Source organism: Streptomyces sp. NPDC029122 (assembly GCF_055569445.1).
Genome location: NZ_JBVHWK010000021.1, coordinates 1 through 18,473, shown reverse-complemented (window position 1 = coordinate 18,473; position 18,473 = coordinate 1). Strand labels below are relative to the sequence as shown.

Sequence of the window (18,473 nt, the reverse complement as noted above, 5' to 3'; positions counted from 1 at the left end):
CGCGGAATCTCCGGACACGAGTCGATTGGTCACCTTGTCGACGCTAGTGTTGCCGCGATGATGTCGCACTTTCCCCGCCGCCGTGGAGTAGTGCCCTCATCCTTGTCCGGACGATGCCGTAGCCGGGGCCAGAGCAGGGGCTGTGCTTGCGGTCGATGCCGGTCCGCGCGGGCATGGTGCTCCTCCTGAAGCAGTTCGTTTCCGCCCGCACCGCAGCCGGCAGGCTCTCACCCGGGAGGCGGCTGCCGACGGGGCGGGGTCGTGGGCAGGGATGCTATCGACCGGGTCCGCGCGGCCCGGTGGGGCGCGGCGGGACGCCGGAGCAGGAACGATCCACCGTCACCCGAGGGGTGCAACGCCCGCCGGGCAAGGACGGCGCAGGAGGCAGGCGGTCGTACGGCCGGCCGTCGCCCGGCACTCGGTCAGGACAAGGGCGTCGCCCCGGTGACGGCCGCGCCCGCGCGGCGCGCGGGGCCGCCGCCTCCCGGGCAAACGTTTCTTCGGTGATCCCTGCCCCCCACCCGGGTGAGCGCGGCGGCGGGGCCCCGCGCCCGCCCCGCCGCGTGCCGGTATCCAGGGAACGACCGCAGCAGCCCGCCTCGGGATCACGAACCTGAACCGCCCGCACCTTCGCGGCAGCGGCCGCTCGTAACAAGCCCGCCCTTGCCGAGGAGGACTTCTGGCCCCACGTGACCTTCGGCCTGGTCCGCGAGGACGTTCCCCTCGCCGAGATCAAGGACCTGCCCCTGCCGACGGTGCGGGCGCCGGCGCCCGCCGTGAACCTCCGACAGGAGATGACCGCGACCGACTTCCGCGTCCTGGTACGACGGGAGCCCACCTGAGCCCAGAGGCCCGTCGGCCGCAGGCAGGTCTCATGGGGCGCCGTGCCGAGGCAGTACGGACCACCATTTCCGAAAGGACCGTCCCGATGATCCCCACTCCCGCGCCCGCTGCCCGCATGTACGAAATGATCACCAGCAGCTGGCTTTCCGCGGCTGTCGGCGCCATCGCCGAGCTGGGTGTGGCCGACGCCATGACCGACGCCCCGTGCGGCGCCGACGCCCTCGCCGGGCACCTGGGAGCCGATACCGACAGCCTCAACAGACTGCTCGCCACCGGTTCCGCTCTCGGCCTCTTCCGGAGCCATACCGGAGGACACTTCTCCCTCACCGACCTGGGCCGCACCCTACGGAGCGACGCCCCCGACTCCATGCGCGGCTTCGCGCGATGGGTGGGGAGTCCGACGGAGCGCGCCTCGACCGCCCACCTGGCCGAGGCCGTCCGCTCCGGGAACGCCGTCTTCGAACGCGCCCACGGCAAGCCGGCCTGGGAGTACATGCGCGACAACCCCGACGTCCAGGCCGTCTTCGACGCAGGCATGAGTGACATCTCGGCCCAGATCACCGCCGACGTGGTGAAGGCGTACGACTTCTCGGTCCACCGCACCCTCGTGGACGTCGGTGGCGGCCGGGGCCGCCTCCTGGCCACCGTCCTCGCGGCCCACCCCGAGCTCCACGGCATCCTTTACGACCAGCCCGACGTCGTCGGACAGGCACCCGCCGTGCTCAAGCAAGCGGGCGTCACCGACCGCTGCCGCGTCATCGGCGGGAACTTCCTCGCTGAAGTACCCCAGGGAGGCGACGCCTATCTCCTCGCCAGCGTCATCCACAACTGGGACGACACCCAGGCCGCGCACGTCCTTGCCCTCTGCCGCGACGCCATCCCCCCGCACGGCCGCGTACTGATGGCGGAAGCCATCCTCCCCCCGTCCGGTGACCAAGCGCTCCACCACCGGCTGCTCGACCTCTCCATGCTCGCCAACTGCAAGGGCCGCCAGCGCACCGAGGAGGAACTCGCCCGCCTCTGCGATCAGGCGGGCCTCGTCCTCGTACGCACCCATCACGCGACCGACATGTGCAGCGTCGTCGAAGCCCGCAGATCCCGTCGGAGGTGACGACCCGGACGAGCAGGACGTCGCGGCTGGACACGGCGCGCGCCGGCGCCGCTCTCGACGCCGAAGGAGGTGCGGAACGGGGCGACGAGCGGCTTCGCGACGCGGGGCAGTTCGACGCCGGAGACCGTGGTCTTCGTGTGCCGGCCCCTCCGCCCCTCTGCGGCCCGCAGGGAGGCGAGGACTTCCACCTCAAGCCGGAGTGTCGAAAGCCACCAGGCCGTGCCGGTCCTGCCCGTTGACCTGGACGAGGAGTCCGCCCCTCGCGAGCAGCCGCTCGGGGTGGCCGTCCCGGTAGCCCGCCGGCAGGCCGCCGGTCTCCGTCACACGGCCGTCCACCAGGGACCGTCGGCGTACCGTGTACGTCAGCCCGCTCACGCCCTGCACCCGCTCGCTCTCCACGGTGTACAGCGAATCGCCCTGGATCCGCAGCAGTTCGGGGATGACGTTGTCCTCGCGGACCGGCGTGTGCCAGCGGACCGTCCCGGTGGCGAGGTCGACCGCGGCCAGACCGGTGGCGCCGATGCCGCGCTGTTCCACGCGCAGGACCAGCACCCCGCTGCCCGCGAGCGTTCTGCGGGCATGGACGTCGAACGTTCCGTAGGACTGGGTCGTCAGCAGGTCCAGCGGCTTCTGGCCGCCCGCTCTGAGGATGAGCATGTGGTTCGCGCCGGAGGCGTCGGAGTATCCGGCGATCACCGGCTCGGCCGCCACGAGGGACATTCCGCCGAGGGTGTAGCCGAAGTCGAGCAGGTCGTGTGCCGTGCCGTTGGCGCTGTCGACCTCCACGAGGTGCGCCGAACTGCCTTCGTCCGCCGTCCGGCACGTCTGGGCGACGACGACCGTCCGCGAGCCGGGAAGCACCTGGTCCACGGTGCAGCCCCCCTGGCTCCAGCGGTACGTCCACACCGGCTCGCCCGTCGTCCGGTTCAGCCCCATGATGCCTTCCTCGCCGCCCGCCACGAGGATGTCGCGGGACGCCGCCGCGAGCGGACGCCTGGCCTCGCCCACCTGGCGGTGCCACAGGAGCCTGCCGGTGGCGGTGTCCAGGGCCGCGGCGGTGTCGCAGACGGCCGGTGTGGTGTGGGGTTTGCCGAACATGACCAGCCCCACCCCGCCGCTGGTCGCCGTCGAACCGTCCGAGGCCCGACAGGGCACGAGACCTTCGGCCGGCGGATCGACCGTCCACCGGGCGGCTCCGGTGCGCGGGTCGAAGCTCCGGACCGACGAGGCATCGACGCGGACCAGGGCCGTGGGCGTCAGCCAGGCGCCGAACACGTCCATGTACGCGTCCGAGGCGCCGGGCAGAGCGGTCCACACCGCGCCGCGGTCGCCCTTCGCGACGACATCGGGCAGCGGGTCGGCACCGCCCGGAGCGGCAGGGGCCGGCACCGGGGCGGGAGTGCCGGACGCTCCGTCGGCGTTTCCCCGACGGTCGTCGAACAGCCCCGGTAGGTACGCCAGTCCCGCGACGGCCAGGGCGGCGACCGCGGTCGCCGCCGCGGCGACGGCGCGCACCCTGCCGTACCGCGCCGGGCGGGGAGGCGTAGGCCGCGCCGCCGCCCCGCGGCCGGGCGCGTGCGACGGGGCGGGCCTCCGTAAGGGAGCTTCCGCAGAGGCCGGTGACGGCGGTGCGAGACGATACGAGGTGGGCTCGCCGGCCGCACCTCCAGGAGCCCTCCGCCCGCGGCCGGGCAGCCGGGACTGGGCGGCACGCGCGGCGGCGATGACCTCGCGCGGGGCGGGCCGGTCCGCAGGGTCCTTGGACAGGCAGCGCCGCACGAGCTCCGACAACTGCGCGGGTACGCCGGCGAGGTCCGGTTCCTCGTGCACCGTGCGGTACGCCAGCACCGCCGGAATCCCCTCACCGAACGGCTCGCGGCCCGTCGCCGCGAACACCAGCACGCACCCCAGCGAAAAGACGTCGCCTGCCGCGCCGACCGTCTCCTCGGCCACGACCTGCTCGGGAGGCGCGTAGCCGAAGGTGCCCAGCACACGGCCCGCGCGCGTCAGCTCGTCCGACTCGGCGGCCCTGGCGATACCGAAGTCGATCACCCGAGGACCGTCCTCGGCCAGCAGGACGTTGGACGGCTTGAGGTCGCGGTGCACGATCCCCGCGGCATGGATGACGATCAGAGCCTCGCCCAGCGCCGCCGCGAGCGAGCACAGCCGCTCGGCCGGCAGCGGCCCGTCCCGGTGGACGGCGGCGCTGAGGGAGGGTCCCGGTACGTACTGCGTCGCGAGCCACGGGGTCCGCGCGTCGGCGTCGGCGTCCACCAGAGGCACGGTGAAGAAACTCAGCACCTTCCCGGCCGCGTCCACCTCGCGGCGGAAACGCATGCGGAACTCGGGGTCGGCCGTGAACTCCTCGTGCACGAGCTTGACCGCCACCCGGTGTCCCTCGGCGTCCTCACCCAGGAACACCCGGCCCATTCCCCCGTGCCCCAGCTGTCCGACCAGCCGGTAACCGCCGACGCGTTCCGGGTCACTGGGGCCCAACGGGGTCGTACCCGCGTTCACCGCGGACCGTCCGGGGCACGGAACATCATCAGACCCTTCGTCAGCAGGTTGTTCCGGTCCGTCAGCAGGGCGATACGGCTTCCGTGGGCGCGGACGGCGCTGAACGCCGCACCGTCCGGCAGTACGGGAAGCGAGCCGGCGGCCGAGGGCACGCCGTCGTCCACGGCGTACCGCACCAGGGTGGTCGCACCCTGGGTGTTCTCGTGGACGACGAGAACGCCCCGCTCGTCGACTCCTGCGATCACCGGGTCCGTGCCGAGGGGCGCCGGACGGTGCCAGCGGATCTTCCCCGTGCGGGAGTCGATGGCGACGACCTCGTCCCCTCCCGTCCCGCTGATGGAGTCGCGCGCGGTGAGCGTGATCACGGTGTCGCGCCACCCGTGGACCGTCGGCGACAGCTGGATGCGGTTGCGCGACGAGGAACCGAGGGTGCCGAGGGGCTGCGCCTCGCGCAGTTGAGGGGCGGGCCTGCCGGAGTTGTCGAAGACGAGGAGCGGTCCGCCGCTGCCCGGTGGCCCCGCCAGGCTCAGGGCGGGAGGCTCGGCCGTCTCGATGTGGGTAGCGGGCACGTCGCCCGGTATCGCGGAGGTCCAGCGGACGCTGCCGTCGACGGCGTTCACCGAACGGATGGTGGTGGGGCGGGCTTTGTACTGGGAACCCTCTGCCGCGGGGCAGGTCAGCGCCTCGACGAGGCTGGACTGGCCGACCGCCATGGCGTCCAGGTGACAGGTGTCCTGCCGACCCGCGTGCGACCAGGCCGGCGCCCCGTCGCGCAGCCGCCAGGCCTGCATCCCGTCACCGGTCTTGACGATGACACGGTCCGCGGCGACGCCCACGACGTCCGAGTCGACACCGAACGACACACCGGGCTCACCCGGCCGGGAGCGTTCCCACAGCACCGCACCCCTGGCCGTGTCCACGGCGACGACGCGGTTGCACGCGGCGCTGCTGGGGCGCGGGACGTCGCCCTCCTCGACCGCTCCGAAGAGCACCGCCCCGATGCCACCGGGAGCCGTACGGGATGCCGCGCACGGGACCGTTCCGGGTGTCGGCGGCTTGAGCGTCCAAAGGACCCGGCCGGTGTCCGGAGACAGCCCCTCCACTCCGGTGGGCCGGACCCGGACCAGCACCGCGTCGGTGAGCCACACCTCGGAGGCGTACTGGTTGCCGTCCGCCGTCGCCTTCTCGTATTCGGCCCCGTTCTCCTCCTGCCAGATGATCGTGTCCTGCCAGGCGGACGTCCAGACGCCGACGGGTGCGGCCGGACCGAGAGCGCCGACGGGCGCGGCGAGCGGCGGAACCGAAGGCGAGGCACCGGATGGCGACGGGTCACGCGCGTCGGTGCCGGGGGAGTCGTCGCGCAGTGCGAGGGCAACGGCGGTGAGACCGCCGGCCACGGCGACGGCGATCAGCGCGCCGATGCGGAGCAAACGGCGCCGGGCGGGCCGACGGGCGGGGCGCACCACCTGCGCCGGACGCGTGGCCTGGCCCGCGGAAGGGCCCGCGAGGGCGTCCCTCACCTGCTGTGGAGCCGGCCGCTCGGAGGGCTCCTTGGCGAGACAGGAGACCAGCAGGGGACGCAGGCCGGCCGGCACCCCTTCCAGATCCGGTTCCTCCGTCATCGTCCGGTAGCCGACCCGGTGCGCGGGTCCCACTCCGAACGGAGGCCTGCCGGTGGCGGCGTACGCGAGTAGTGCGCCGAGCGAGAACACGTCGCCGGACGGATGCGCCGCCCCGGTCCCCTTCAACTGCTCCGGGGCCATGAAACCGGCCGTGCCGACCACGAGGCCGGTCCGCGTCAGCCGCGTCCCCTCCATCGCCCGTGCGATGCCCAGGTCGATCACCTGGGGGCCGGTGCGCGGGTCAAGCAGCACGTTGGAGGGTTTGAGGTCCCGGTGGACGAGGCCTGCGGCGTGGATGTCGACCAGGGCTCCCGTCACGGCCCGGGCGAGCTGGTACAGCTGTTCCTGGGGCAGTGGCCCCGACCGTGTGACCGCTTCCTCGAGCGTTGGACCGGGCACGAAGGCGGTCGCGAGCCACGGTGGGGCGGCCTCGGTGTCGGCGTCGACGAGCGGCACGACGTGGTCGCTGACGACCGCCCGCGCGGCGGCGACCTCACGCCGGAACCGGGCAGCGAACTCAGGATCGCGCGCCAGCTCGTCCCGGACGACCTTCAGCGCGGCCGGGGGACCGTCGGGCGCGCTCGCGAGCCGAGCCAGGTAGACCCGCCCCATGCCCCCTTCCCCGAGTAATCGCTGGAGTACGTACGGCCCGACGCGGCGTGCCGCGGACCCGGCCGCCCCGCCTTCCGCCTGTTCCTCACCCAAAGCCGAAGCCCCCCATCGCTCCCCGGCAGACGAGCGTAGCCGCTGCCGGGCCTCAGCCGTAGGGCCTTGCGGAGGGTGACGGACCGGGAGGGGGATTCCTTCAGGTGGTGCGGCTGGGGTGGCTGCCCCCACCGTCGGTGGCCCGTCAGCCGCCACTGCCGCCTGCGCGCGGTCGCGCAACCCATCGGTCACCGCGACGGGTCAACGTATCCCGCGTTCGGCGCCTTCCGCGTGGCGCAGGGTGGTGAGCAGGGCGTCGAGGGGCGCGGGAACGAGGTCGAGGTCGAGGGCCTGGGTGAGGAGGTGACCGTAGCGGATCTTGCGGCCCTTCTTCGTGCCGAGGAAGCGCCGCATCCGGTGGTGCGGGTCGCGGCCGCGTTGTGCGGGCTGGTGGATGAACGTCTGCCACGGGACGAGGTCGCCCTCGGCCTCGATGATCTCTTCCACCCCGGGCACGCCCAGCGCGCGGATGAGTTCTTCTTCGAGGTCCTTCACACAGACGAAGACGTCGTGGGCCGGGGCGCCGGCCTGGCGGAGGGCGCGGTCGTAGAACGGCTGCTCCTGCTCGTCGCACAGCCCGGTGATGCGCAGTCCGAGTCCGGGCGGGCCCAGGAGCCGGGCGTAGCGGCCGATGTTCATCGCTCCGCCCATGGAGATGACGCAGACGCCCTCAGCGGCCAGGTCCCGGTCCAGGCGTGCCGCCAGGGTCTCGACGGCGGCGAGGTCGCTGGGCCCTTCGACCAGCACCACCGCCGCGACCCCCAGTTCCGCGGCCAGCTCCCCGGCTTGCCCGCCGGGGCCGCCCGCGGCCCAGTCTGCTACCGCGTTCCGGAACACTCCTCTGTCTGTCATGCGGTGATTCTGCTGCACCCCGGGGCGGGCCGGCACGCATTTTCCCCGCCCCCGGGGACGCTCACGCGGGTGCGGAAGATGCGGCTATCGGTGCCTGGCCGGACGTCGGCCGTCCGGTTCGGCCGGGCGTCGGTGAAGAACAGGAGTGTGTCGCCCGGGGCCGGTTTCTCCGGCGGAATCACCGCTAGTGAGGGAGGTGACTTCCGCACTGATGACGGCACTCCACCCGTCCCCTTGTCCTAGGGTGAGCCACGTGGCTGAAGCGGACGAGGTGCTGATCGGGGGCCGTTACCGGCTCCAGGAGTTGATCGGCCGGGGAGTATGGGCCAGGTCTGGCGGGGCCTGGACGAGACCCTCGGGCGAGAGGTCGCTGTCAAGGAGGTGCTGCTGCCCCAGGGCATCACCGCCGAACAGCGCGAGGTACTCCTCCAGCGCGTGATGCGCGAGGCGCGCGCCGCCGCGCGGCTCAACCACCCTGGGATCATCACTGTGCACGACGTGGTCGAGCACGCGGGTGCACCGGTCATCGTCATGGAGTTCGTCACCGGGGTCTCGCTCGCCACAGCCATCGCGCGCGACGGGGGCCTGCCGGTGAGGCGGGTCGCGGAGATCGGCGTCGCCATACTGGAGGCACTCGAACGCGCCCACGCGGCGGGCATCGTCCACCGCGACCTCAAGCCCGACAACGTCCTCCTCATGGACGACCGGGTGATCCTCACGGACTTCGGCATCGCGCACATGGCGGACGCCACCATGTCGCTCACCCACACGGGCACCATCATCGGTACACCGGCGTACATGGCCCCCGAGCAACTGGTAGGCAGGCCTCCCGAGCCGGCGACGGATCTCTGGGCGCTCGGCGCGACGCTCTACAGCGCGGTGGAGGGGCAGCCTCCGTTCAGCGCGGAGACTTTCACGGCGCTGTGCATCGCCGTGGCTACCGAGGAGCCGCGCCCGCCCCAACGGGCCGGCGTCCTGGGCCCCTTGCTCGCCAGGCTCCTGACGAAGGACCCACAAACCCGCGCGGACGCGGCAAAGGCGCGAATGGGGCTGCTTGGGGTACTGGGCGGCGCGACGCTTCCGTCCCACCCTGCACAGCCCACGTTCCCGACGCAGGTCGACCCCGGTGCCGCCCCCGCCTTCACACCAGGGCCCTCCCCGGCGGCGGCCGCTCAACGACCCGGCCGGACACGCGCCGGCGCCGGGCCCGTACCCGTTGCCACCCCGCCCGGCCACGGGCCTGCGCCCGATGCCCTCACCGTGAGCGCGGCGGCCTTGCCCGGCCCGCCGGAACACACCCCCGGCGCACCCGCGGCCTCGGCGTCAAGCGGTCCGCGGCCGTCGCGGACGGGGATGCGCCCGAACCAGGCGAGGTGGCTCCGGCTGGTGGGGTGCTTCGCCTGGTTGGCGGCCATCGGATTCCTGCTGCCGTGGAACATGAAGGGCATCACTGCCATCGGCCTCCTCGCCATGCTCGTGATCGCGTGCCTGAACGCCTTCCCCCGGCCCCGTCTGCGTCCGGCGGTCGTCTGGGGGTATGCCGTGCTGCTCGACCTGATGCTGTTCGCCGGGTCGCGGGCGTTGGGCGGACCCGGCTATGCCGGGGTGGTGCCCATCCTGCTCAACGCCCTGATCATGGGCACCGGAGCGTGGCTGATGTGGTGGAAGATCCCGGTCCGCGATCAGTAGACGGTGAGCTCATGGCAGAAGCCCCGCCCGGACCGGCTTGGTTCAGGCCGAACGTGGGCGAGTACATCGCGGTGATCGCGTAGCGGCCATGTGGGTGCGGGCCGCATGACCGCATGCTGTCACGCTCGCCAAGGCGGGGCGTCGCGAGCTACCGCCACAGCTCGGCGCGCAGGCGCTGGAGGCGGCGCGGTCGAAGCGGGCGCCGGCGCACCGGCTGGGGTGGGCGGTGCAGTGGGGCTGCGTACGGATGCTCGGGGTGTTCCCCACCGAGGACCTGTCCGTGGTCCCGGAGACGGTGGTCCGTGTTGCGGCGACACGCCGACCGGACGGCCGCGCACCCGAGGGAGGAGGCCGGACGCGCCCTCGCCCCGGCAGAACTCGGCGAGTCTGCCGGAGCGAGCCGGACCACGGCGGCTCCGCGCGGCCGCCGGGCCGTCGGTCCTGCCCCCGACGACCGCACGCCGGCACAGTCGCGGTCGGGAGGAGCTCGGGTCAGCGGACCTCGGTGACCCGGTGCTCCTTGCGCGCGCCACAGTTGGAGTTGTACACCTGCACGTGCACGTTGCTGATGCCCCCGCCCCAGTCGACGCAGTGGCCCTTGCCGTACACGTAGGCCGGGCCCGCGTACGACGTGTACCGGCCGTAGTCCTCGCCCCGCTCCCAAGTTTCGGGGACTTCGATCCAGAGGGCCATGTCCACGGCCGCACCGGGGTTGTTGCGGATGGTCGCGACGCAGTTCTTGCCGTTCGAGGCGTTGTACGTCAGGTAGACGGTGCCCAGCGAGCCGATGGCGGCCGAGTTCACGGTCTTGTAGGCGCTTCCGCAGACCTTCTGCGGCGTGGTGTTGGGCGCGGCGGTGGCGGGCGCCGCCAGCGCGGTCGTGGCCCCCAGCGCCAGGGCTGCGAATGCGGTGGTGGTGACGACGGAACGGGTGAACCTCATGTTTCCCCCTGCTGGTCATTGGAGTTGGTCGCTCCTGCATGGTGTGACATGCAGGACGGCGGAACGGTTGCGCATCGCCCGCAAAAGATGTGACCGTGCCGCCTGACCACCCCGCCCGCCGGCCGACGGACGGCCTCCGACAGCCGCACCCGGGGAGCCGCACCCGCTCGGCCCTGCCGCGATGGACTGCCCGACAGGCACCATCTCGTCGTCCTCGCCCCATACTGCCTCCTGCCGGGGTGTGAGGTGGCCGGTGGTCCGCCGGTACGACCGGAGCGCGGCGCTCGGCCTCCCACGCCTCCTCACCCGGCTCCCAGACCATCCCGGCCTCCGGCGCGTCCAGCAGGGTTTGGCGCCGGTCCTCGAGCTCCCCGGCCCGCAGGGCTTTGCGCTGCTGGTGCACCCACCGCCCGAGGGGAAACGCCTTTCCGAGCCTAGACGGGATGGATGCCCAGCCGTGGGTGCATCGCGCGAGTTCGACGTCCTGCCCGCGCAGCCAGGCCCGCAAGGCGATGGCGGCGCGGATGCCGGCTCGGCGGTCGTGGCCTGGGTCAGGCTGGACGGATGCTTCTCGAGTTCACCGGTTCGGCCCATCGTCCGTGACGGGCGGGCGCCTGCGGCCGTTGTGGGGGTCGTCGTCCGTGCCGTACCTCCCTGCGGCAGAGTGAGTTCAAGGAGATCTTGATGTCCCGTATTGCCAAGGCCGTAGCCGTTACCGCCGCCACTGGTGCCGTCCTGGCAGGCGGGGCCGGCATGGCCGCCGCCGACGCCACGGCAGAGGGCGCTGCCATCGGCTCTCCGGGTGTCCTGTCCGGCAACGTCGTCCAGGTGCCCATCCACATCCCGGTCAACGTCTGCGGCAACACCGTCAACATCGTCGGCATCCTCAACCCCGCCTTCGGCAACACCTGCATCAACAACGGCGGCTCCGACGGGCACCACAAGGCCGACCACCACGGCAAGCACTGACAGCACCAGGGCCTGGACCCGGCGCGCTCGTCGCCCCGGAACATCCAGCACCGTCATCTGAACCAGCCGCAGCGCACAGCCGGTAGAACGGCCTCCCCTCGTCCTCCAAGGGGAGGCCGTTCTGATGGCGGGGCCAGCTCGTGCAGCCAGCCGACCAGCCGAGCCAGGCCACGCGGAGCGGGTTCCGCTCCTCCCGGTCCGCGTGCCGGACCTCTGTCGCGTGCGGCGGCCCGGTGTTACTGCCGCCAGAGCGCTCTGGTCACCGGGCCTCGCCCGCGCACGCCTTATCGGCGCGGACTGCGCCCGACCACATCCGCGGCCGGCCAGCGCCCCGCAGCACAACCACAGAGTTCGGCATCCTGTGTGAAACGCGGAGGCTAGCGTTGACGCCCGACGCTGACACTGCCCCTTCCATGAGAACCCGGCCCCGCGGATCCCTCTCCCGCGTCAGCATCTGGCACCGTGCTCTCCGCGCTGGCGGGGCTACCGGTGCACGCGAGCGTGCCGGTTTCGCCGGCCTGTCGTGTGGGCAGCGACTTGAGGCGGGCGATCGGTTAGGGGATGACGTGAGGGCAGTGCCAGGTTCCCCGGCGGGCGCCGGGCCGGGCGAGGCTGCCGGACCGTTCGGCCTCGGCTCCGGCCGGTCCGGCCGGCATGGATCCGTCCATATGCGAGACGGTTGAGCAGGTCCTCCAGGCGGTCCGCGACGGCGACGACGCGGCCATCCGTACCCTGCTGCCGACCTGGCCGCCGCTGCGGACACCGCCGCCCTGCTGTACCTGCGCGCGCGCCTGTACGCGACGCAGTGACCTCCGGCTGTGGTGGTCACCGCCGGCCGGGCAGCGATGCGGCGGCCGTCAGCTCCTGGGCGGCGCGGGTGGTGATGAAGTGGCGGGTGTGCTCCGGGTTCAGGGCCTGGGCCTGGAGGTGTTCGTACATGACGCTGTAGTGCTGCACGTCGGATCGTTTCTCCAGGTAGAGGTCGCTGGTGAACCGTTCCAGATACACCGTCCCCGCGGCGGCGTCTGGGAAGTCGAGGATGGAGAACTGTCCCGAGATGCCCGGATGGGCTCCCGCGTCGTGTGGGAGGACCTGCACCGTGATGTGCGGCTGCGCGCCGAGACGGTTCAGGTGCTGGAGCTGTTCACCTATGACCTGCCGGCTGCCGACGACGCGGCGCAGGGCGGATTCGTCCAGCACGACCCATAGGCGGAAGGGGCGGGCCGGGTGGTGGGCCCGGGACTGGCGGCGCAGCCGGACCTCATGGCGCAAGGCGATCTGCTCAGGCGTCGCTTGAGGGATGGTTTCCTCGATGACAGCCCGGGCGTAGGCGGGCGTTTGCAGCAGGCCGGGGATCAGCAGGGGCTCGTAGGAGCGGATAGAGGAAGCTTCCGTCTCCAGGCCGATGTAGGCGGCGTACGGGACCTCGCCGCAGGCGACCCACCAGCCCTGCCGGTCCGCTTCCGTGGCCATCTGGCTCAACGCGTCGACGACCTGCGGGTCGGTGACTCCGTAGAGGGCGCACAGGTCCCGCACATCGCGGGGCTTGATGGCACGGCGGCCGTTCTCCAAGTGGCTGATCTTGGGCTGGGAGATCAAGAGGCGTTCAGCCACTTGCGTACTGGTCAGGCCACGGGCAAGGCGGAGCCGGCGCAGCTCCGCGCCCAGCCGGCGTCGTCTGACGGTCGGGTTTCCGCTCACCGCCACGGGCGGTCTACCTCCGGCTCGGGACTGACTGTCAGCCACGGGAATTGCCGCGGCCGGGCCCCGGGCGAACGCATCCGCCGCGCAGTGATGATCAACGGGCCCTGTAGACGAGTGTCAACTCGCGCGAGTGCAGCCGCGTGCACTGCCCGGGCAGATTTCACCCGGATGCCACGACCTTCCACCTGTCTGGAAGCGAAGGACTGAGCTGGTCGGGTGCACTGCTTGGTGCCCTGGTGGGGGCGGCGCCCGTGACTGGGTGCCATTGCGTCCCCGCACGGGGTGGTGACGGGTATGGCGACCGAGGAGGTTGCTGCCCGGGCCAAGACGCCGGGGCAGCGTGTGGCCGACAGCCGCGCCATGGAGGCTGCATCCCGAGTCGGGCTCTGCGAGCGGGGAGTGATCTACGTTCTGGTCGGTTGGCCAGGGCCGCACCCCTTACCTCCGAACGTACCCGCCGCCTGGACGCCGCCGTCAGCCGGTCATGCCGAGTGTTCTCGGGACTGCAATAGGGGCAGGGCTCGATGCCCTTGACGAGCCCGGGGTGCCCCCAACGCCGGAGCCATGCACATCCATTCGCCGCGACTACAGTGGCTTCGTGGCCGGCCCGGTCCGATGGGGGGGCACACGCCCCGGCACCTCACGGACGGACTCTGTCGCCGGGGATGAGAGGCGGTGCACCGCAGCCGCTGTTTCCCGGGGTGGAATGCTTGTCCCATGTGGCATGCATGCACACCGTTGCTCGAGGCGGAGTCCGGACTGGCCGGGTGGGAGGTCACCGGTTGGCGGATTCCGGGCCTCGGGGAGATGGACATCGAGTCGGAGGGATTCCGGCTCACGGTACTGCCTTCGGGCGAGACCCTCCGGGCGGAGCTCGTGTTCGCCGGCGGGTATGTCGAGTCGCCGACCGAGTCGTATCGTCCGCTGGGCCCGGTGACTCTGGTGCTGGAGGACGTGCGCTCGCTGGAGTTCCGTACGCCGGAGCCTCCGGCAGGCTCATTGTGGAAGCGGGTCCTGCATGGTGAGCCGTACGGCGAGGTCCGGATGACGTGGGATGACACACAGGACCTTCTCCATGTGCGGGACGGCGGCTCGACGCTCGTCTGCACAGGTGGGACCTGGCGCTGGCAGACCAGCGGCTGAGCGATCCACGGCTACGTGGCCACGCAGCTCGAGCTGCACACGTCCCGCGTCGATGGCCGTTCAGTACGGGGCGCGGTTCCGGCGACGCGGGAGGCGATGGCGTAGCCGCGGTGACCGACGTGGCCGAAGTGACGGCCCAGCACGTAGCAGGCGGCGATCAGCGAGGTGAAGGTGACCGATCCCGCGGCGAAGTGGGCGCAGCTGTGCCACGTGAGCGCGGCGGACTCCGCGTCGGGGGCGCCTGTGGGGAAGCCGTCGACCGGGTCCATGACGAACCGTCCCGCGGCGATCGCGTGCAACCCGTGTACGGCTTCCCCCTCGGACGGTGGGTCCACCAGCAGCGCGAGGCCCTGCGCGCCAGGGAACTCGAGGACCGGCGCAAAACCCTGCTGGACGCCCCCCGAGACCGGAATGGTGTGGGAACCCGGTCAAGAGGCATGGGAGAACAAGCTCGCCGTCCTGAGGTCGTACCGGCGGGCCACCAGGCACCTCGCGCAGCGACAGGACGCCGTGTGGGGCGAGGACGACGAGATGGTGCCCATCGGACAACACATGGCCAACCTCCGCCGCAAGGGCGCCGAGAACGGGCTCGGGAAGAACGAGGACGTCGCGGCCACGCGGGCTGCGCAGCTCGCCGCGATCGACAAGGACTGCAACTGCCCCTGGCCACTCGACTGGCAGCGCCGCCAACGCGTCCTGGCCGACCTGGTCGACGCCGACGGCGTCCTGCCCGACATCGCCCCCGGCGTGCTCATGGACAGCAACGGCATCGGACAGTGGCTCCAGCAGCAGAAGCAGCCGGCCACCTGGACGCGACTCCTGCCCGAACAGCAGAAGCGGCTGACCAAGCTCGGCATACGACCCGGCCAGCCGCCCCCTCCCGCCCCCGCGCGGCCAGCCGCGGGGGCGGGAGGGGGCCGAGCAAGGCGCAGCAGGCATTCCAGCGGGGCCTGAAGGCCCTCACGCAGTGGGTCGCGCGGGATGCGGGAGCTGCCCGGCGGCGGCCACCAGGTCCCGGAACCGGTCCTGCGCCAGCGACCCGCCCGGCGCAGAAAACAGGTTCCGGACAAGCACCCCTGCGGCCGCCCGGGCCCACGGTGTCCCGCACGGCGCAGGTGAGCGGTCGTGCACGTGCGCCTGGAGGATCAGGTGAGGTTCTTCTCCATGGCGGCCACGTAGTGCTTGATCGGGTGGTCGCGCAAAGCGTCGCTGGCCGGGGCGAGGAGGTCGGCGGTTGCGCCCTTGACCCGGTCGGTGAGCGCGCCCATCAGCGGCATGCTGGAGCGGACACGGCCGCTGGAGTCGATGTAGTGCAGTGTGTCCATATGGGTGTACGCCGGCTCTGGAGGGAGCTGAGGGATGATGTCGTTGTTGTTGACGTAGCGGTGCAGGCGGTCCTTGAAGCCCTTGTTGCAAGCCGTGGCCAGGAGGCGGTCGCAGGTTCGGGGCTGGCCGTAGGTGTAGATGCCGTCAGCCTGCAGGTGCGGGGCTTCCAGATACATGCGGCAGCCGGCCAGCATGGCCAGGGCCCCGCCAAGGCTGTGTCCGGTGAACCAGATGCTCTGGTCATTGTCCAGGAGGTCGGCGAGGGCGTCCTTGACCGTGGGGTAGATGGAGTCCAGGGCCTGCCCGAAGCCGTAGTGGACGTAGCCGGTCTTGCCGGGGCCCGGGTGGGGCGGGGTGGTGGCGTCGGAGAGCCAGTCCTTGATCTGCGCCGGTTCGGTCCCCCGGAACCCGGTAATGATCATTTTGTCGCTGGCGATCGTGTACGCCTGGGTGTCCTGCAGCGGGAACGGCGGCGTGAACCGGGTCTGGTGGTGACGGACGCGATCGAAACCCCACTCCCTGGCGGTCTTCTCGATCGTTGGCTCGTCCTTGTAGGCGAGAGCTGCGGCCTGCACCATCGTGTAAGCGAGTAGCGGGCTGTGCTTGCGGGCAGTGTGGTCGATCGTCGCCGGGGCCATGGCACTCCTTCGCGGTTCACGTTTGCGCCCCGTCCCGCAGCGCCGTCCTGACGTCCGGTGTCCGGGGCGAACGTCGGACGGACATCGCGATCGGATCTGCCCGGCCAGCGGGGCTCCGAGTGGGAAGGACCTTACGACCACCGGGAGATGCTGCCTGCGGGGAGAGGGGCGGGTGTCGGGGTGACGGTAGCGACAGACAGGGTGCGGTCAGCGCAGACATCGTCCGGCCCGAACGAAGGAACGATTCCCCCTCACCTAGATAGCCGCAAGCACCGCTGGTTCAGGCCTCGAGCGACGCCGGGCCGCTGGCAGCAACCCGCCACCTCGCATGGCCGCTGGCGCAGGAGAAGTGCGGTACTGACGCTCTCGTCCTGGACCGGTCCGCCGCCCCCGGTCAGCGTTCGGCGTTCTCGCGGAGCTGTTGTCCGTGCCTGTACTGCGGACAGCGCAGTTTCGCCGTTGGCCCGCACGCAGGGCCCGGTCTCCGCGGGGCGGCCGGGCGTGGTCGGTGAACCGGATCTCCAGCAGGGCGCGCCTCTCCGCCCCACGTCCAGCGGAGCCGCTCGAACCGGACCGGGTGCTGGTAGGCGCCGCCCCGGTCGGTCGCCCGGTCCGCTCTGATCTCCGCCACCACCTCCGGGCGGACCAGGACCGCGTCCAGGACGTCGCGGGACCCCCATGTGGCCGCGAAGCGCACGCCCGTCAGCCGGCCGTGCGCGTCACGGAGGCCGAGAACGAGAAGCTGCGGGCGGGCAAGGGTGCCCGTGATCGCGCCAACGACCGCCTCAGTGGTGTCGCGTCTTCTGGACCGCACCGTCGGCGTGCTCTCCGCCACCGCCCCCGGCACCCCCATCGACATGGCCATGAACAACGGCTACCCGGCAGCCAGGGCCATGGCCATGGCCCTGAGCCTGTTGTCGCCAAGATCCACGGCCTGGCCGTCGCCGAACACGCCCGCGCCAGGGCATCGCCGCCAACCTGCTCAAGCGGGGAACCCGGCGACGTCGACACCGCGCTGGTCGAGGAGGGCCATGGGTTGGCCGGCACCCGGTCGTCGCGCGGCGGGCGCAGCGCGGCGGCGGCCCAGCCCGGGGCGAGCTTCTCCTCGCCCTCGGCGAGCCCGGCCTCCTCGCCCTGGCGCGGTTTCTGGGCGGCACGACGTACAGCGTCGGAGATCGTCAGCTGGGACGGCTACAGGTCAAAGAGGAAGCTCCAGGCCGGCTCGCTGGTGGCGGCCTGAATCGCGATATCTTCCAAAGCGATTTCACGGGGTGTCAACTCCACAGGGCGGACCCGGACCGGCACATCGACCTTGTCCATCCAGGTCAGCGAACCCACGATGTCGGCAGGTCGCGCAATCCAGCCACCGACGCGCAGGTCGCCGCAGAACCAGAGCAGTCCGCGTCCGTCCGCTATGGCAAGCCAGTGCGACCGCGGCATGAAGCCCCGCAGCGCAGCGGCCGCGCTCCGGTCCGGCGCCAGCAGTAGGACATCGGCAGCAACCATCAGCGAGGACGCGTCACCGCCCACTGCCGCCAGCCGGCACGGCCACACCTGCCACGGGCGACTGCGGACCATCTCCACAGCCTCGCGGCGGCGGGCTGGCAGTCCGGAGGGCCACACGGCGACGCCCACGCAGATCCCCACCGCCACGGCCGCGAACACGGCGATCCCCGGCACTGCGCTGAAGAGCGCGCCGCAGACGCCTGCCGACACGAGGCTGGCGAACACGGCGTTGGTGCGGCGGAGTTTACGCCAATGCCTGTCGCCCCCAACGACCTTCTCCATCACACCGGGCATCTGGCCTGCCGGGCCCGGCGACACCGCATATCCGAACTCCTCGGCCAACACCCGTGCCCCCACCCGCCGGCCGCCAGAAACCGTCACCTTCATCGTCCCCGCTGCCTTCACGCTCGACAAGGCCGCGGGCAATGCCGGCCATGCGGACGGCGAGCAGGGGCCAGGCCCGGAGGCTGACCAGCAGGGCCGTCTCCCGCTCGGAGCCGATGCGCGTGCGCGGGCCCGCCGGTATCCGGCGGGCGCGCCACCGTTTCAGGCTGCTGTTGGCGGGTTGGCCGCTTCAGCGTCGCAGCGGTACTCGGCGTTGATGCGCTGGGCTTCTTCGAGCTGGTCCTCGAGGACGACGATGCGGCAGGCCGCCTCGATAGGGGTGCCCTGACCGACGAGTTCCCGGGCCCGAGCGGCGATGCGCAGCTGGTAGCGGGAGTAGCGGCGGTGTCCGCCCTCGGAGCGCAGGGGGGTGATGAGGCGGGCTTCGCCCAGGGCGCGGAGGAAGTTCGGTGTGGTGCCGAGCATGTCGGCGGCCCGGCCCATGGTGTAGGCGGGGTAGTCGTCGTCGTCGAGACGGCCGTAGGAGTCGTCTGCTGTCATTGCACCTCTCTGTGGAACGCA

At 71.8% G+C, this 18,473-nt stretch carries 14 protein-coding genes and 3 pseudogenes; 7 read left to right on the top strand and 10 right to left on the bottom strand.

The annotated features are described in order from the left end of the window. Positions 1-689: 689 nt before the first annotated feature. Positions 690-842 carry a hypothetical protein gene (locus tag ACZ4WZ_RS23020; RefSeq protein ID WP_467892989.1) on the top strand — a complete coding sequence of 51 codons (153 nt, stop codon included), beginning with the start codon at positions 690-692 and terminating at the stop codon, positions 840-842. Positions 843-928: 86 nt separating this feature from the next. Then, positions 929-1,954, top strand: coding sequence for a methyltransferase (locus ACZ4WZ_RS23015; RefSeq protein ID WP_467892987.1), 1,026 nt, complete (start codon positions 929-931; stop codon positions 1,952-1,954). 189 nt (positions 1,955-2,143) lie between these two features. On the opposite strand, the gene ACZ4WZ_RS23010 is transcribed toward ACZ4WZ_RS23015, so the two are convergent. From ACZ4WZ_RS23010 to ACZ4WZ_RS23000, 3 genes are all read right to left on the bottom strand, one after another. Continuing rightward, the gene (locus ACZ4WZ_RS23010; protein ID WP_467892985.1) at positions 2,144-4,450 is read right to left on the bottom strand and encodes a protein kinase domain-containing protein; all 2,307 of its coding nucleotides are present in this window, start codon (positions 4,448-4,450) and stop codon (positions 2,144-2,146) included. Positions 4,451-4,467: 17 nt separating this feature from the next. Further along, positions 4,468-6,930 (bottom strand): protein kinase domain-containing protein, encoded by a 2,463-nt coding sequence (locus ACZ4WZ_RS23005; protein WP_467893168.1) that lies wholly within the window; start codon positions 6,928-6,930, stop codon positions 4,468-4,470. A 69-nt stretch (positions 6,931-6,999) separates the two neighbouring features. Next, on the bottom strand, positions 7,000-7,650 hold the full coding sequence (locus tag ACZ4WZ_RS23000) for a TOPRIM nucleotidyl transferase/hydrolase domain-containing protein (RefSeq protein WP_467892983.1): 651 nt from the start codon (positions 7,648-7,650) through the stop codon (positions 7,000-7,002). Between the two features lie 321 nt (positions 7,651-7,971). Here ACZ4WZ_RS23000 and ACZ4WZ_RS22995 point away from each other — a divergent pair, with 321 nt between their 5' ends. Continuing rightward, entirely contained in the window at positions 7,972-9,339 is a 1,368-nt protein-coding gene (locus ACZ4WZ_RS22995) for a serine/threonine-protein kinase (protein ID WP_467892981.1), read from the top strand. Positions 9,340-9,511: 172 nt separating this feature from the next. Next, a pseudogene (locus ACZ4WZ_RS22990) lies at positions 9,512-9,643 on the top strand (DUF4158 domain-containing protein); the annotation flags it as partial. Positions 9,644-9,831: 188 nt separating this feature from the next. Here ACZ4WZ_RS22990 and ACZ4WZ_RS22985 read toward each other — a convergent pair. Further along, positions 9,832-10,281: a spore-associated protein gene (locus tag ACZ4WZ_RS22985; RefSeq protein WP_427708856.1), complete on the bottom strand. Its 450-nt coding sequence runs from the start codon at positions 10,279-10,281 to the stop codon at positions 9,832-9,834. A gap of 177 nt (positions 10,282-10,458) precedes the next feature. Next, positions 10,459-10,708, bottom strand: a pseudogene (locus ACZ4WZ_RS22980) (helicase associated domain-containing protein); the annotation flags it as partial. Between the two features lie 257 nt (positions 10,709-10,965). On the opposite strand from ACZ4WZ_RS22980, the gene ACZ4WZ_RS22975 reads away from it, so the two are divergent. Then, the gene (locus ACZ4WZ_RS22975) at positions 10,966-11,250 is read left to right on the top strand and encodes a chaplin (RefSeq protein WP_467892208.1); all 285 of its coding nucleotides are present in this window, start codon (positions 10,966-10,968) and stop codon (positions 11,248-11,250) included. 825 nt (positions 11,251-12,075) lie between these two features. On the opposite strand, the gene ACZ4WZ_RS22970 is transcribed toward ACZ4WZ_RS22975, so the two are convergent. Beyond that, positions 12,076-12,957, bottom strand: a complete 882-nt coding sequence (locus ACZ4WZ_RS22970; protein ID WP_467892980.1) for a helix-turn-helix domain-containing protein — start codon at positions 12,955-12,957, stop codon at positions 12,076-12,078. A gap of 804 nt (positions 12,958-13,761) precedes the next feature. Here ACZ4WZ_RS22970 and ACZ4WZ_RS22965 point away from each other — a divergent pair. Continuing rightward, positions 13,762-14,097: a hypothetical protein gene (locus tag ACZ4WZ_RS22965; RefSeq protein WP_467892979.1), complete on the top strand. Its 336-nt coding sequence runs from the start codon at positions 13,762-13,764 to the stop codon at positions 14,095-14,097. An 11-nt stretch (positions 14,098-14,108) separates the two neighbouring features. Here ACZ4WZ_RS22965 and ACZ4WZ_RS22960 read toward each other — a convergent pair whose 3' ends face one another. After that, positions 14,109-14,396 carry a DUF998 domain-containing protein gene (locus ACZ4WZ_RS22960; protein WP_467892978.1) on the bottom strand — a complete coding sequence of 96 codons (288 nt, stop codon included), beginning with the start codon at positions 14,394-14,396 and terminating at the stop codon, positions 14,109-14,111. A gap of 12 nt (positions 14,397-14,408) precedes the next feature. Between ACZ4WZ_RS22960 and ACZ4WZ_RS22955 the strand changes: the two are divergent. After that, positions 14,409-15,110: pseudogene (locus ACZ4WZ_RS22955) on the top strand (helicase associated domain-containing protein); the annotation flags it as partial. Positions 15,111-15,242: 132 nt separating this feature from the next. Here ACZ4WZ_RS22955 and ACZ4WZ_RS22950 read toward each other — a convergent pair. The 3 genes from ACZ4WZ_RS22950 to ACZ4WZ_RS22940 form a co-directional block, all read right to left on the bottom strand. Continuing rightward, positions 15,243-16,061, bottom strand: coding sequence for a lipase family protein (locus tag ACZ4WZ_RS22950; protein WP_467892976.1), 819 nt, complete (start codon positions 16,059-16,061; stop codon positions 15,243-15,245). A gap of 1,191 nt (positions 16,062-17,252) precedes the next feature. Further along, positions 17,253-17,954 carry a hypothetical protein gene (locus ACZ4WZ_RS22945; RefSeq protein ID WP_467892975.1) on the bottom strand — a complete coding sequence of 234 codons (702 nt, stop codon included), beginning with the start codon at positions 17,952-17,954 and terminating at the stop codon, positions 17,253-17,255. A 159-nt stretch (positions 17,955-18,113) separates the two neighbouring features. Next, positions 18,114-18,452, bottom strand: a complete 339-nt coding sequence (locus tag ACZ4WZ_RS22940; RefSeq protein ID WP_467892973.1) for a helix-turn-helix domain-containing protein — start codon at positions 18,450-18,452, stop codon at positions 18,114-18,116. Between the last annotated feature and the right edge of the window lie 21 nt (positions 18,453-18,473).